This is a genomic window from Gordonia tangerina, assembly GCF_021556435.1.
GTDB lineage: Bacteria > Actinomycetota > Actinomycetes > Mycobacteriales > Mycobacteriaceae > Gordonia > Gordonia tangerina.
Map to the genome: position 1 here is coordinate 1 of NZ_JAKGCU010000032.1, position 12,918 is coordinate 12,918.

Annotated in this window: 12 protein-coding genes and 2 pseudogenes; 6 read left to right on the top strand and 8 right to left on the bottom strand. The window is 65.0% G+C overall.

What is annotated here, in order from left to right:
- Nucleotides 1-114: 114 nt before the first annotated feature.
- From L1892_RS22185 to L1892_RS22205, 5 genes and pseudogenes are all read right to left on the bottom strand, one after another.
- A pseudogene (locus tag L1892_RS22185) lies at nt 115-1,299 on the bottom strand (permease prefix domain 1-containing protein); the annotation flags it as partial.
- On the bottom strand, nt 1,299-1,658 hold the full coding sequence (locus tag L1892_RS22190) for a PadR family transcriptional regulator (RefSeq protein ID WP_235725950.1): 360 nt from the start codon (nt 1,656-1,658) through the stop codon (nt 1,299-1,301). The gene L1892_RS22190 and the pseudogene L1892_RS22185, both read right to left, overlap by 1 nt.
- 102 nt (nt 1,659-1,760) lie before the next feature.
- The gene (locus L1892_RS22195; RefSeq protein ID WP_235725951.1) at nt 1,761-2,945 is read right to left on the bottom strand and encodes an ABC transporter permease; all 1,185 of its coding nucleotides are present in this window, start codon (nt 2,943-2,945) and stop codon (nt 1,761-1,763) included.
- A gap of 2 nt (nt 2,946-2,947) precedes the next feature.
- Complete coding sequence (locus L1892_RS22200) at nt 2,948-3,787, bottom strand: ABC transporter ATP-binding protein (RefSeq protein WP_235725952.1); 840 nt, start codon at nt 3,785-3,787, stop codon at nt 2,948-2,950.
- A gap of 72 nt (nt 3,788-3,859) precedes the next feature.
- Nucleotides 3,860-4,234 carry a PLD nuclease N-terminal domain-containing protein gene (locus tag L1892_RS22205; protein ID WP_235725953.1) on the bottom strand — a complete coding sequence of 125 codons (375 nt, stop codon included), beginning with the start codon at nt 4,232-4,234 and terminating at the stop codon, nt 3,860-3,862.
- A gap of 265 nt (nt 4,235-4,499) precedes the next feature.
- On the opposite strand from L1892_RS22205, the gene L1892_RS22210 reads away from it, so the two are divergent.
- Nucleotides 4,500-5,687, top strand: coding sequence for an alpha/beta hydrolase family protein (locus L1892_RS22210; RefSeq protein ID WP_372475416.1), 1,188 nt, complete (start codon nt 4,500-4,502; stop codon nt 5,685-5,687).
- A gap of 30 nt (nt 5,688-5,717) precedes the next feature.
- Complete coding sequence (locus L1892_RS22215; RefSeq protein WP_235725954.1) at nt 5,718-7,682, top strand: FUSC family protein; 1,965 nt, start codon at nt 5,718-5,720, stop codon at nt 7,680-7,682.
- A 39-nt stretch (nt 7,683-7,721) separates the two neighbouring features.
- Here L1892_RS22215 and L1892_RS22220 read toward each other — a convergent pair.
- Nucleotides 7,722-7,823, bottom strand: a pseudogene (locus tag L1892_RS22220) (dodecin domain-containing protein); the annotation flags it as partial.
- Between the two features lie 114 nt (nt 7,824-7,937).
- Here L1892_RS22220 and L1892_RS22225 point away from each other — a divergent pair.
- Genes L1892_RS22225 through L1892_RS22235 form a run of 3 tightly spaced genes read left to right on the top strand, consistent with a single transcriptional unit; the run spans nt 7,938 to nt 10,929 of the window.
- On the top strand, nt 7,938-8,471 hold the full coding sequence (locus L1892_RS22225; RefSeq protein ID WP_372475417.1) for a CinA family protein: 534 nt from the start codon (nt 7,938-7,940) through the stop codon (nt 8,469-8,471).
- 1 nt (nt 8,472) lies between these two features.
- Nucleotides 8,473-9,291 (top strand): NAD(+) synthase, encoded by an 819-nt coding sequence (nadE, locus tag L1892_RS22230; RefSeq protein ID WP_235725955.1) that lies wholly within the window; start codon nt 8,473-8,475, stop codon nt 9,289-9,291.
- 60 nt (nt 9,292-9,351) lie between these two features.
- Entirely contained in the window at nt 9,352-10,929 is a 1,578-nt protein-coding gene (locus tag L1892_RS22235) for an FMN-binding glutamate synthase family protein (RefSeq protein WP_235725956.1), read from the top strand.
- A gap of 2 nt (nt 10,930-10,931) precedes the next feature.
- On the opposite strand, the gene L1892_RS22240 is transcribed toward L1892_RS22235, so the two are convergent.
- A complete protein-coding gene (locus L1892_RS22240) occupies nt 10,932-11,144 on the bottom strand; it encodes a dodecin (protein ID WP_235725957.1) in 213 nt (70 codons plus the stop codon).
- A gap of 138 nt (nt 11,145-11,282) precedes the next feature.
- Nucleotides 11,283-11,594 (bottom strand): GlsB/YeaQ/YmgE family stress response membrane protein, encoded by a 312-nt coding sequence (locus L1892_RS22245; RefSeq protein WP_235725958.1) that lies wholly within the window; start codon nt 11,592-11,594, stop codon nt 11,283-11,285.
- 278 nt (nt 11,595-11,872) lie between these two features.
- On the opposite strand from L1892_RS22245, the gene L1892_RS22250 reads away from it, so the two are divergent.
- Nucleotides 11,873-12,787 (top strand): manganese catalase, encoded by a 915-nt coding sequence (locus tag L1892_RS22250; protein ID WP_235725959.1) that lies wholly within the window; start codon nt 11,873-11,875, stop codon nt 12,785-12,787.
- Nucleotides 12,788-12,918: the final 131 nt, after the last annotated feature.

Genomic DNA, 12,918 nt, shown 5'->3' on the forward strand with positions numbered 1-12,918 from the left:
ACCCTTACACCGCAGGACCCACCTACCTCTCCAGGCACACCGCCCACATCACGCGATCTTCCTCACCCCACATCTTGTGGTCGCCAGAACCTGTTTCACGCACCGTCAATCAGGAAGAGCCGCATTCATGCCCAAGCCGACCACCTTGTTCGGGGTGACACCCGATTGCGTGATCCTGGTCAGCATCACTGCCAGCATGAGCGCATCGACCGCGAGTGCACTGGCGACCAGGGCACATACCAGACGGTCGAACACATCCGGCGGCAGCAGGGGATCGCGGGCCGAGATGGCGTACAGCAGTAGGCCGAAGACGAGCACCAGGATGGCGTCCATCAGAATCAGCAGATCACGGTCGGCGTCGACCACGCTGCCTCGCACCGCGAGCGCGACCAGCAGCACCAACAGCATGACCGTCGTCAGCGGGGTGAAGACACGCGTCAGGACGGGCGCGATGTTCTCCACGACAGCTTGTTTCGCCTCTACCAGCCAGGCCGCAATGATCATCGCGCCGGCCGCGCCGAACGGCAGTATCCAGCCTTCGACCACCCATTCGACATCCATGCCGAGGGCGTCGAACGCCTGGATCGTGAGGGCGATCAGCACCCCGCCGCCGAGGCCGAGCAAGGCCAGATAGACCAACCATTCGCCGGTGAAGCGGATGAAATCCATCCGCCGGCGGTCGGATCGCCATTCACCGCCGACATACGCGACGCCGACGACGAACCACAGAACGACCGGGGCATGCAGTGCCGCGATGATCTCCGTGGCGTTGCCCTCGGCAAAGGGGTACACGTTCAGGACGACTGCCGCCACGGCGAACGGCAACAGGAGCGCCGCCGCGGTGCGCGCTCTCATCTGTCGCTTCCACGCGAAGTACCCGGTGAGGAACGGCAGCACGAAAAGGCCGACGTTACGGGCGAAGTCGTTCTCGGGCAGGATCGTCGACCCGATCTTGACGGCAACTCCGGCGACGATGGCGAATCCGATCGTCGCGACCAGGTCACGACGGGCCGGGTGATCGCCGGGACGGTCGGTCTCGGGCATGAGCACGAGTTGCTTCCAGAGCCGATCGGAATGCTCTCGGGCGAACTCTCGCGAGATCGAGTCGACGTCGCCCATCCGTTTGACCGCCACCAGGAACGCCTCGTCATCCATCAGGCCGCTTGCCGACAAGTCTGAGATCTGATTGCGCAGATGGTCTTCCATCTCATCGACGTCGGCCGCGGATATGGCCTGGTGGCGTTCGACGAACCCGCGCCACTGTCCGATCTGCGATTCCAATTCTGCGCCGGCGTCCATCAGGCCCTCCCTTCAGCGGGCGGTGGCAGCGCAATACTGCGCCACACCTGATCCAGCGCATCGGCGACGACATCCCACTGGGCACGACGTTGCGCCAACATCTCGAGGCCGGCGGGGCTGATCGCATAGTGCTTGCGCCGACGCCCCGTCTCCGAGACACCCCACGACGACGACACCAGTCCCAGCCTCTCCAGGCGATGCAGCAACGGATACAACATCCCGTCGGTCCACTGCAACTGGCCGCCGGAGAGTTCGTTGACCCGTTTCAGAATCGCGTAACCATAAGATTCGCCGTCGGCGAGAATCCCCAACACCAGCGGGGTTGCCGAGGCGGCCACGAGATCCTTGTCGATGAACATCCGGCTCCTATACCTAGAGCAGCTAGGGTAGCAGCTCTAGGTACGGGGCGTCACGCGATCATTTCGATCCAGGAGGTCACATATCCATCGGTCATACGCGCGTCAGGCAATGCGTACACCCTTGGGCAATCTTCCGGCCGGCACCCGTAGGCGTCGCGCCGCGATGATCAACCCGATCCCGCCGAACGCGACGTTGATGAGCAGCCCGATATACCAGCTGTCGCCGACGCGGGCGTGCTGGTGCGCACGCTGATCGCGATAGAACGCGCTCGGCCCGTTGTCGCCGGAGCTGCTGTAGTAGACGGTCTGCTCGGCGCACTTCGGTGCATCGACGTAGGGGCCCATGCGCGTCGACGACAGCATCTCCGCGACCGGCGCGGCGAGGGTCGGGCCGGCCGGGGAGGTGTCCGACGCCCAGCCATATACCTGCGGATTGTCGTGCGGAGCAACGATATCGGGCACGATCAACGCCGGGTTCGGCGCGAGCAGCCACCAGATGCGTTCGGTGTGATGGAAGGTCTCCGTCACCTCGACATCCGCGCAGGGCGGGGGAGTCCGGACCGGTTCGGAAAATTCGTCCGGCCACGAATACTGTGCGCGAACCACCTCATGCTCCTGTGCAGTGGTGGTGTAGAGCAGCCCGAACAGTGCCGGAAGTCCCAGCAGCAGAAAGAACACTGTCGCCTGAGTCAACACCGCCGACCCGGCCGGGCGCGAGGTCAGCGCCGAGAACCCCAGTCCGATACCGCAATAGCAGGCGAATAACAGGGCGCAGACGACAACGCCGACGATGCCCGGTCCGATGCCATAGGGCGCCGCCACGATCGCCCACACCAGATATGGCAGCGCGACCATCAGCAACGCCAGACAGCTCACCCAATTGCCGATCAATTTGCCCACGGCGAGTTGCCAGTTGCTGATCGCGGTGGCCTGAACCACGGCGAGGGTGGCGTCCTTGCGGTCACCGTTGATCGCGGTCGCGGTCAACGTGGGTGCCAGCACGATTCCCAGAAACAGCAGGGTGCCCAGCACGATCGAGTACAGGTTCTGCGCCCAGTCGCGGTAGGCGGCGCCCGCCGGGCTCAGCGCGATGAACATCGAGCCGAACACCACCGCCGAGATGACGAGGAACGCCACCGTCAGGGTGATCTTCCAGCGGGTGGTGCGTACCCGTTGGCGCACCTCGAGGCCGACGAGGACGCTGACGACCGTCCACCACTGCCGGAACCGTCGGGAGCGCGGCGTCGGCGGCACGGCAGTCGGCATCGTCTCACTGGTGGCGGTCATCGTCACGTCCTGTCGGCGTCGAGTGCCAGGTAGGCGTCCTCGAGTTCGGTGTCGACGCGGGCGAACTCGACGACCTGTCGGCCCGCGGTGATCAGTTCGGCGAGATGTCGAGCGGCGGCCTGCTCGTCTGCGAAGCGCATCGTGATCGCCGACGCCGCCGGCTGACTGGCCTCGCGGATGCGCCAGCGGTGTCCCGCCGACAGTTCGGAGGGGCGGGTGCGGCCTTCGGTCATGATGATCACGTCGTCGACCATCTCCGACAGCTCGGTGAGGATGTGCGACGAGATCAATACGGCGCAACCGGAATCGGCCAGCGAGCGCAGCTGATCACGCAGCTCCACCCGGGATCGCGGATCCATCCCGGAGGCCGGCTCGTCCAGCAGCAGTACGCGCGGACGATGCACAAGGGTGCGCGCAAACCCCAAGCGCTGCTTCTGCCCGCGCGACAGCTCGTGGGCGGGCCGGTCAGCGAACTCGGCCAGGTGCACCAACTCCAGCAGTTCGACGGCCCGACGTCGCGCGTCGGCACGGGAGAGCCCGTGCAGTCGACCGAAGGTGGTCAGGATCTCGCCGGCGGTCAGGCTGTCCCAGGTGCCGAACACGTCGGGCATCCATCCGACCATCGACCGCAGCCGCGGCGCGTCGATCTCGGTCCCGTCGACGGTGATCGTGCCCGAATCGGGCCGCAGTAACCCTGCGAGCATGAGCAGCAGAGTGGTCTTGCCGGCGCCGTTCGGCCCGACCAGCCCGGTGATCGACCCCGTTGACACCGAGACGTCAGCGCCCGCCACCGCGACGTGGCGCCCAAACGTCCGGCTGAGGCCGTTCGCAGCCAATGTCATGGGCGGGACACCGTCGGGCGCGCGGCGTGATCGGTCGTCATCGCACCCGTCACGTTCCGGTCGCCGACCACGTCAGTCGTGAGGTGGGTCATTGCGCTCTCGCTTCTGGCGCTCTTGTTCTCGCGCGGCCTGTCGTTGCTGCTCGGCGCGGTCGCGCAGTTGCTGGAGGAACTCGCGATCGGCCTCTGGGTCGGCCGGAATGTAGCGACCGGGAGTGTCGTATTCGGGGAACTCGCTGGCGCCTCCGGCACGAGCACGGCGGGAGAACTCATCGGCGGCCGGGCGGCCGAACGCCAACCACAGCAAGGCGCCGACAAGGGGGATGATCACCACGAGTGCCACCCACGCCAGTTTCGGTAGGCCGCGGACGCACGCGTCGTCGGTGTTGATGATGTCGATCAGCGCGATCACGAGGATCACCAGGTAGATCAAGCCGAGATACGGCATCGGCGCGCTCCTCCTTCACGTCCCGGACAGCACCGACCTTCACATCGTTGCTTGTGCGGCAATGGTTACACCGATCCCGTGCCACACCTCATGCGACGTGATTGCGTTGGAGCACGCACAGATGGGAACTCGCGACGCAAGAAACGTGCCAGTTGCCTGCAGATTGCTGACAGATCTCCGCGGAAGTCTCATCAGTGGCCACCGCTCGAGACGCAACCGGCTACTGTCCCGACCCGTGAGAGTGAACGCGAGGTCACGATTCTGGATCGTTGTGCTGGCAGTGCTGTTGGCAGTGGCCGCCAGTGCAGGCACATCAGGTGATGCCCGGGGCGACGACGACGTGTCGGTGGGTACGCCGAACTGGTCGGGGCTCGACGTCACCGACTACTCAGGCCCCATACCCGGGCGGTCGGGGACACTGATCGCGCAGGTCCCGTTGGCCGAATCGCTGACTCTGCCGGCGGCTGCCGAGGCCTACCGCATCCAGTTCTCGACCCCGAATCAGCATGGTGCGATGGCAACCAGTACCGGTGCGGTGTTCGTTCCCAAGGGGTCGGCACCTGCTGGCGGATGGCCGGTGATCTCGTGGGCGCACGGAACGGTCGGGATGGCCGACGCGTGCACCCCTTCTGCGTTTCCACGGAGCGCCCGCGACGTCACCTACCTCGGCCATTGGCTCGACCAGGGTTACGCAGTCGTTGCCGCGGACTACGTGGGACTGGGTACGCCGGGATTGATGAGCTATCTGAACGGGGTCACGGCTGCCCACGCAATCGTCGATGCCGTCATGGCCTCGCATCGGATGGATCTCCCGCTGTCGCCACGATGGGCGATCATCGGCCAATCCCAGGGCGCGGCTGCAGCATTGAACGGCGCGCGCTACGCCACCGAGTTCAGCGCCGGCTCGAAACTGGACTATCGAGGTGTGGTGGCCACTGGGATTCCGGCGAACTTGGAGTACCTGTATCAGAATCTGGGTCCTGCGGTCCCACCCTTTGCTCTTCCGGGTGGCCTGAACGCCTATACGGCCTACATTCTCGCCGGCCTCGACGAGGCTCGGCCCGACCTGCGGGTGAGTTCGGTCATGACCCCGAAAGGTGTTGCGCGGCTCGCGGAAGGCCGGGAGACCTGCTATCCCATCCTGAAGAATGCTCTGGCGGGGGACCACGTCGCGTCCTGGTTCTCTGCCCCCTTGGCATCGCTTCCCGGGCTCGTACCGGCACTCCACCGCTACATGTCGACGCCCTATAAGGGTTACGACCGACCGATCTTCCTCGGGCAGGGCTTGCGCGACACCGATGTTCCGGCACCGTCGGCGCTCTCCCTGTATGCGCAGATGAAAGCCAACAATCAGCCGGTCGAACTCCGCGTGTACCCCGACGACGATCACTCGAGCGCGGTCCTGGCATCCATGCCGGACTCAACGCCGTTCGTCGCTCGTATTCTCCGGTGATCGGCTGCTTGCCACCCTGAGGAGGTGACCGTGCGCTCGCGAACTCCCGTCACAGCCGACGTCTCCCGAGCTCATCCGGCTGCGTGGATTCGGGAGATGGTCCGTCTCAAGCCGGCCACAATGCCGGTGGGGCACATGATTCGAAGCGGTATCGTCGTCGGCGGCCCGTTCATCGTCGGCGTGCTGATCGACGACGTCCTCACCGGGATGTGGATCGCTTTGGCAGGGCTGCTCTTGGCAGCGGGCGAGCGTGCGGGCACCTACCGCTTGAACTTTGCGATCATTCTGATCTCCACCCCGATCGCAGCCACCGGATACGTTCTCGGTTTCCTGCAGCACATTCCGTGGGCAGCGATGATCCTGGTGATGGTTGCTCTTGCTCTCGGATGCGGGTTGATCGCCGGTCTGGGGCCCGCATTCTCGGTCGCCGGGATGCAGTTTCTGGTGATCGCGTCGATCGCGATCGGTGTCTCGAGCATCTCCAATTGGTGGATACCGCTGGCACTGTATTTCGTCGGCGGAATCATCTATGCGGCACTGCTGGCCGTCGAAATGGTGATCACACCGCGACGGCCCCAGCGGTTGGCCCTCCAGGAGATGCTGCACAGCCTGGCGGGCCTGGCCCATGCCCGAAGCGCTGACCTCCGCGACGGTGGCGACCGGTGCGGGGCGGCCCGGGAGGCGTGCCAGTCCGCGCGCCGAACCGCGGTGACGCGCATCGCGGAGTTGACGATTCCGGGCATCGATTCGTCGCGTACGTGGCGGCTGACCAGCGCAGCAATTTTCGACGCCGAACGTGTCGAGGCGCTGTTGATCGGAGAGCGGAGTGTGAGCGCTGTCGACGCCGTTGCTCGACAGCTGGACGCGCTGACCACGGTCGTCAGCGCAGAGAAGGACGCGACGTCGACGACGGCGACCGAAGGCGCGACCAGCATTCCCGGCGGCCCACCACCGCACCCCTCTCCGCTGGAGCAGAGTATGACCGAACTGGCGGAGGCTGTGCGCCACGGTCACGACGGTCGGATGGTACGGCACCCCGTGACTGTTCCGGCCATTGGCGGCGAGGTGGTGGCGGCCGCCGGCCGGCTCGCGCTCTGTTTCGGCATCGCGGTGGCCGCCAAGTTGTATTTTCCGTCGACCCATTGGTTTTGGGTGCCGCTGACGGTGTGCTTGGTGATGAAGCCGGACTTCGGATCGGTGTTCTCGAGGGCAATCCTGCGTGTCCTGGGCACCATCGCGGGCGCGGCGGTCGCCAGCATCATCATCGTGGTCGTCCCGAAAGGCGTCGGCATCGGGATCGCGATCGGCGTGCTCGCCGCCGCTGTTCCGTATCTGATGTTGCGGTCCTATGCGCTGCAGGCCGTGGCGATCACACCTGTGGTGATCCTGCTGATCGATCTCATCAGTCCGGGTACGGAGTCGGTGAACGACGCCTGGCAGCGTATCGCGGCCACCGTCCTGGGTGGGGCCATCGTGCTCGTGTTCGGATACCTGATCTGGCCGCACAGTCGACAGGCGTGGGTCGCGGCGACCTTCGCCACCGCGACTGAGAGGATCGCTGCGTTCCTCACCACCGCAGCCACCCCGATCCCAGACGATGCCCGCGCGGCATCCGAACGTCACACCGCGTTGGTTTCCGCCCGGCGGACCGCCTATCGCGCGCTGTCAGATCTCGACATCCGGATGCAGCGCGCGTTGTCCGAGCCTCCGCCCGCAGAAACCGTCGCACGAGCGTGGATTCCGGCGATCGCGGCGACCAGCAGGCTTGCCGATGCGGTATCCGCCTATGCCGACGATCGCGTGAACGCAGACGCACCACCGAATCCAGCAGGTGCCGGTGTGGTGGCCGCGGTCATTCTCCAGCTGGGACGCGGAGACTCTCCGGACCCCGTCGAGGTCACCGACGATCGATTGAGTGCAGTCGCCGCCGGCGTGAACACGCTTCGCGCCACATTGCATCACGACGGAGACCGCGACGGCGAAGAATCCCGATGAAACCGATCATGAAAGACCGGGAACCGGTGCACCAGGAGGTCAGGCCTCGTTGAGACGGAACCTGACCTTCAAGGTCACCTGGAAGTGTGCGACCTGACCGTTTTCGACGTGGCCACGGGTCTCGACCGCCTCGAACCGTTCCACGTGCTCCAGCGTGACGTTGCGGACATCCCGGGAGCACGACACACCCGGCAGGTTTCGCTGCCGACGCGCAGCGGGTATCCGCTAGAACCCGTGATCGATGAGGAGGCGGATGTGGTGACCGAACCCGAAGATCGTGTACCGACCGACGAACAGGTGCACGAACGATGTGAGCAGCTCGCAGAACTCGTCGGACGTCATGAGCTCACGGTGGCCACCGCCGAGTCACTCACCGCGGGCAATCTCGCGTCCCATCTGGGCCGCGCCACGGCGTCGGGTGACTGGTACTGCGGAGGCGTCGTCGCTTATCGCAAGGAGGTCAAGCATGCCGTGCTGCACGCACCGCCCGGCCCAGTGGTGAGTCAGGACGCCGCCCGAGCGATGGCAAAAAGTGTCGCCGAACTCATGGACGCTCATGTGGCGCTGGCGGTGACTGGGGAAGCGGGACCGCAGTGCCAGGAAGATGTGCCGCCCGGCACGGTGTGGTTCGGCATGTACCGTCGCGGCGAGGTCTGGACCGAACACCACGTCTTCGACGGTGAACCCGAGAGCGTCTTGGCGCAGACCATCGGACGCAGCCTGGACCTGCTGCTGGAGCTCGCCGACAACTCCCGAACCAGCGACACACGATCGGAAGGGACACGCTGACATGACCGGCCTCCGCGACGAGATCCGACGCGAACTGCACCCGGCCGCGACCATCGATCCCGCAGACGAGGTCGAACGGCGCGTCACATTCCTGGCCGATTACCTGCGCACTACTCCGGCACGCGGATACGTCCTCGGCATCAGCGGCGGGCAGGACAGCACCCTGGCTGGACGGCTCAGCCGCCTTGCCGTCGAACGCATCTCCGGTGACGCGGAGTTCGTCGCGGTACAGCTGCCGTACGGACAGCAGTCCGATCAAGCCGACGTTGACATCGCGCTGGAGTTCATCGCACCTACCCTCACCTGCAACGTCGACATCAAGTCCATGGTGGACGCGGCGTCGTCAGCCGCCGCGCAGGGCCTTGGGGTCGAACAGATCAGCGACTTCGTCCGAGGCAATATCAAGGCGCGCCAACGAATGGTTGCGCAGTACACGATCGCGGGGGAGCGCAACCTGTTGGTGGTGGGCACCGATCACGCGGCCGAGGCGGTCACCGGATTCTTCACCAAATATGGGGACGGCGGCAGCGACGTCAACCCGCTGGCCGGGCTGACGAAAAGTCAGGGTGCGCAACTTCTTCGCCACCTCGGAGCGCCGGAGAGCACCTGGACCAAGGTGCCCACCGCCGACCTCGAAGACGACCGCCCGGCGTTGCCCGACGAAGAAGCCCTCGGCGTCAACTATGCCGACATCGACCGCTACCTGCAGGGCGAAGATGTCGAGGCCGCGGCCGCCGACGTCATCGAATCCACCTACCTGCGTACGCGCCACAAGCGGGCGCTGCCGGTGGATCCGTACGACAGCTGGTGGCGCAACTGAGGTGCTCGCTTGCCCGCGACACCAGGGTTTCGGTAGCCGACCTATGGGAATCCTGCAGTCATGAGCAGGACGGTGTCGGCCATCGTCGCCGGGGCCGCGTCCGCAGTCGCTGCGGTCGCCGCCCGCGACCTCTTCCAGCGTAAACACGCGCTGCTGCGCAACTATCCATTGCTTGGTCATGCCCGCTACTGGCTGGAGTCGATCGGCCCCGAACTGCGGCAGTACATCGTGGCAGCCAACGACGAAGAACGCCCGTTCACCCGTGATCAGCGCCGATGGGTGTACGCGTCGGCGAAGAAGGAGAACAACTACTTCGGTTTCGGCACCGACAACGACCTCGAGTTCACGTCGGGCTACGCGGTGATCAAGCATCGGACTTTCGCCCGGTCGGTGCCGCAATCGACGCCGCAGGCCGGCCACTCGGCCATCGTGCCCTGTGCCAAGGTGATCGGGCAGGCGCACGATCGTCGACACGCGTTTCGGCCGGAGTCGGTGGTCAACATTTCGGCGATGAGTTTCGGTTCCTTGTCGGGAAACGCGATCGAGGCACTCAATCGGGGTGCGGCACTGGCCGGTTGTCTGCAGAACGCCGGTGAGGGCGGGATCTCCCGATATCACCGGCACGGTGGCGAGCTGATCTTTCAGATCGGCACCGCCTACTTCGGATGTCGCGACGACGACGGCCGCTTCGATCTCACGCTCCTGCGCGACGTCGTCGCGTCGGCGCCGGTGCGGGCATTGGAGATCAAGCTGAGTCAGGGCGCCAAACCGAGTCTCGGTGGGCTGCTACCGGCGGCCAAGGTCACCGACGAGATAGCCCGAACCAGAGGCATCCCGCGCGACCGCGACTGCGTCAGCCCGTCGCGTCACGCCGAATTCTCCGACACCGACAGTCTGCTCGACTGGATCGAATTGCTCGCCGAAGAGACGGGGCTGCCCGTCGGCATCAAGGCGGCGATCGGCGACCTCGATTTCTGGTACGAACTGACCGAGCTGATGGAATCCACCGGCCGTGGACCGGATTTCGTGACCGTCGATGGCGGTGAGGGCGGTACGGGTGCAGCGCCGCTGATCTTCACCGACAGTGTGTCACTGCCGTTTCAGATCGGCTTCGCGCAGGTGTATCGGATCTTCGCCGAACGCGGACTGAGCGATAAAGTCACCTTCATCGGCGGTGGCAAACTCGGCCTGCCGGAAAATGCCATCGTCGCGTTCGCTTTGGGTATCGACATGGTCAACGTCGCCCGCGAGGCGATGCTCGCGATCGGATGCATCCAGGCACAGAAGTGCCATACCGACACCTGCCCCACTGGGGTGGCGACGCAAAATGATTGGCTGGCGCGCGGTCTGGTTCCCGAGGTAAAAGCCGAACGGGCAGCGAACTACATCCGCACGCTGCGTCGCGACCTGCTCAAGGTAGCGCAGGCGTGCGGCGTCGAGCATCCCGGCCTGATCGGTTGCGATTCCGTCGACATCCTCACCGGCCGCACCGTTTCCACGCCGCTGGACGCGGTCTACGGGTACGAGCCCGGGATGGGGTTGCCGTCGGACGCCGATCGGCGTGCGGTCATCCGGTTGATGAGCACCCAGGCAAGCGAGGGTGGTTCCGCACCGCCGTCGGCGACGAGCGTCGGCTGAGGTCAGGCCTCGTTGAGACGGAACCCGACCTTCAAGGTCACCTGGAAGTGGGCTACCTGACCGTTCTCGACGTGGCCACGGGTCTCGACCACCTCAAACCACTCCACGTGCTCCAGCGTCGCGCCGGCCCGGGAGATGGCTCCCTTGATCGCGTCGTCGATGCTGGTCGTCGACGAACCGACGATCTCGGTCACGCGGTACACATTGTCACTCATCGGATCCTCCATGACGTCGATGGTTGACGTGGGGCGGCACCTGTTCGGGCAACCACTCCACATCGCTGTGCGCGGCAGCAGGGTTACCGGGCCGGTGACACCTCAAACCCAGTCACTGTGCCGCACGTTCGGATCGGGTCAGCGTCTACCGGTCACCAATTTCACCAGGAACAACAAGATCACCGACCCGAGCAGGGCGGTGAAGAAGGTGAACCACCATCCGCCACTGGCGGTGTCGAAGGCGAAGCTGAGCAGGAATCCGCCCAGGAATGCACCGATGATGCCGACGACCACATTCAGCAGAATGCCCATCTGGGCGTCGGTGCCCATGATCTTGCTGGCCAGCCATCCGGCGATCCCACCGATGATGATGTAGCCGATCCAGCCCACCGCTGTCGTTGTCGTGGACCGCTCGGCCACCACTGTGTACACCACGTCTGACGCGCTCACGTCGCAACCTCTCTGTCGTTCGTGCTTTCCGCTGTGCGAACTCTGTCGCCCTCGCACGAGGCGTCCTCGAATACCCCGAGGATGGAAACTCAAACCGCGCAGCGGTATCTCGGACCGACGTTTGGGGTTGTGCCTACGGGGGCATTCCGACGTCACGTTGCGGTTCAACCCTCCGCCGTGGCGGCCTCGCCGACCGCGGTCTCCAGGTGCGAACCAGCAATGCGCTCCTCGCAGCAACGCGTCGGCATTGAGCATGACTGCACATCTGAGGAGAGAACATGTTTCGCCACACCGACTACCTGCAGTTCGACGTCAAGCCAGAAAAGCCCGATCCCGTCTACGCGCACAAATTGCAGGAGCTCATCGGCGGCGCCTACGGCGAGATGACGGTGACGATGCAGTACCTGATGCAGGGCTGGAACTGCCGCATGAAGGGCAAGTACAAAGATCTGATCATGGACATCGCCACCGAGGAGATGGGCCACGTGGAGATGATCGCCACCATGATCGCACGGTTGCTGGAAGGTGCACCCGCCACCGACTCGACGAAGAACGCGGCCGGAGACCCGGTGGTTGCAGCTGTGCTGGGTGGAATGGATCCGCAGCAGGCGATCGTGTCCGGCGGCGGAGCGATGCTGGCCAACAGCAACGGTGTGCCGTGGAATGGAAGCTATATCGTCGCGAGCGGAAACCTGCTGGCGGACTTCCGTTCCAATGCTGCAGTGGAGTCGCAGGGCCGGCTGCAAACTGCCCGGCTGTTCCACATGACCGACGACCCGGGCGTCAAGGACATGTTGCGGTTCAACCTGGCTCGCGACACCTATCACCAGAATCTGTGGCTGGCCGCCATCGAGGAACTCAAAGCCGACGGCCTCGAAGACACCATCGCGCCCGACGATCTGCTCGACGAGGAACACACCGAACACGCGACGAGCCTGTGGCACCTGTCCGACGGCCCCGACGCGGACAAGGGCAGATGGGCCCACGGCACCGCGCCCGACGGCAAGCACGAGATGGGTTTCCTGGCCGATCCGCAGCCCCTGGGGGACAAGCAGTCCGGTCCGCCGCCGGACCCCAAGTTGTACGCCACCTACGACGGCGCGTTGGGTGAGCCGAGCAAGCCTGCTTTTGGTACCGAAAAGGGTGTGATGGGCAAGATCAAGGACGCTGTCGACCCGGATCCGACGGGCTAGGCGAGGTGCGGCCGTTATCGGAACGTTACCATGGTCGCGAAGATGGCACGATGTCGTGGACGCGGTGGATGACGGCCTCGCACCTCCTTAGCGTTGAGAACGAGTTCGGGACCGCGAGGGGAGAAGCCACG

What these genes read in the sequence shown, in the direction of transcription:
- L1892_RS22240 (WP_235725957.1), bottom strand. Translation starts at nt 11,144, where the DNA reads ATGAGTGACAATGTGTACCGCGTGACCGAGATCGTCGGTTCGTCGACG.
- L1892_RS22195 (WP_235725951.1), bottom strand. Translation starts at nt 2,945, where the DNA reads ATGACCGCCACCAGTGAGACGATGCCGACTGCCGTGCCGCCGACGCCG.
- L1892_RS22190 (WP_235725950.1), bottom strand. Translation starts at nt 1,658, where the DNA reads ATGTTCATCGACAAGGATCTCGTGGCCGCCTCGGCAACCCCGCTGGTG.
- L1892_RS22200 (WP_235725952.1), bottom strand. Translation starts at nt 3,787, where the DNA reads ATGACATTGGCTGCGAACGGCCTCAGCCGGACGTTTGGGCGCCACGTC.
- nadE (WP_235725955.1), top strand. Translation starts at nt 8,473, where the DNA reads ATGACCGGCCTCCGCGACGAGATCCGACGCGAACTGCACCCGGCCGCG.
- L1892_RS22250 (WP_235725959.1), top strand. Translation starts at nt 11,873, where the DNA reads ATGTTTCGCCACACCGACTACCTGCAGTTCGACGTCAAGCCAGAAAAG.
- L1892_RS22235 (WP_235725956.1), top strand. Translation starts at nt 9,352, where the DNA reads ATGAGCAGGACGGTGTCGGCCATCGTCGCCGGGGCCGCGTCCGCAGTC.
- L1892_RS22205 (WP_235725953.1), bottom strand. Translation starts at nt 4,234, where the DNA reads ATGCCGTATCTCGGCTTGATCTACCTGGTGATCCTCGTGATCGCGCTG.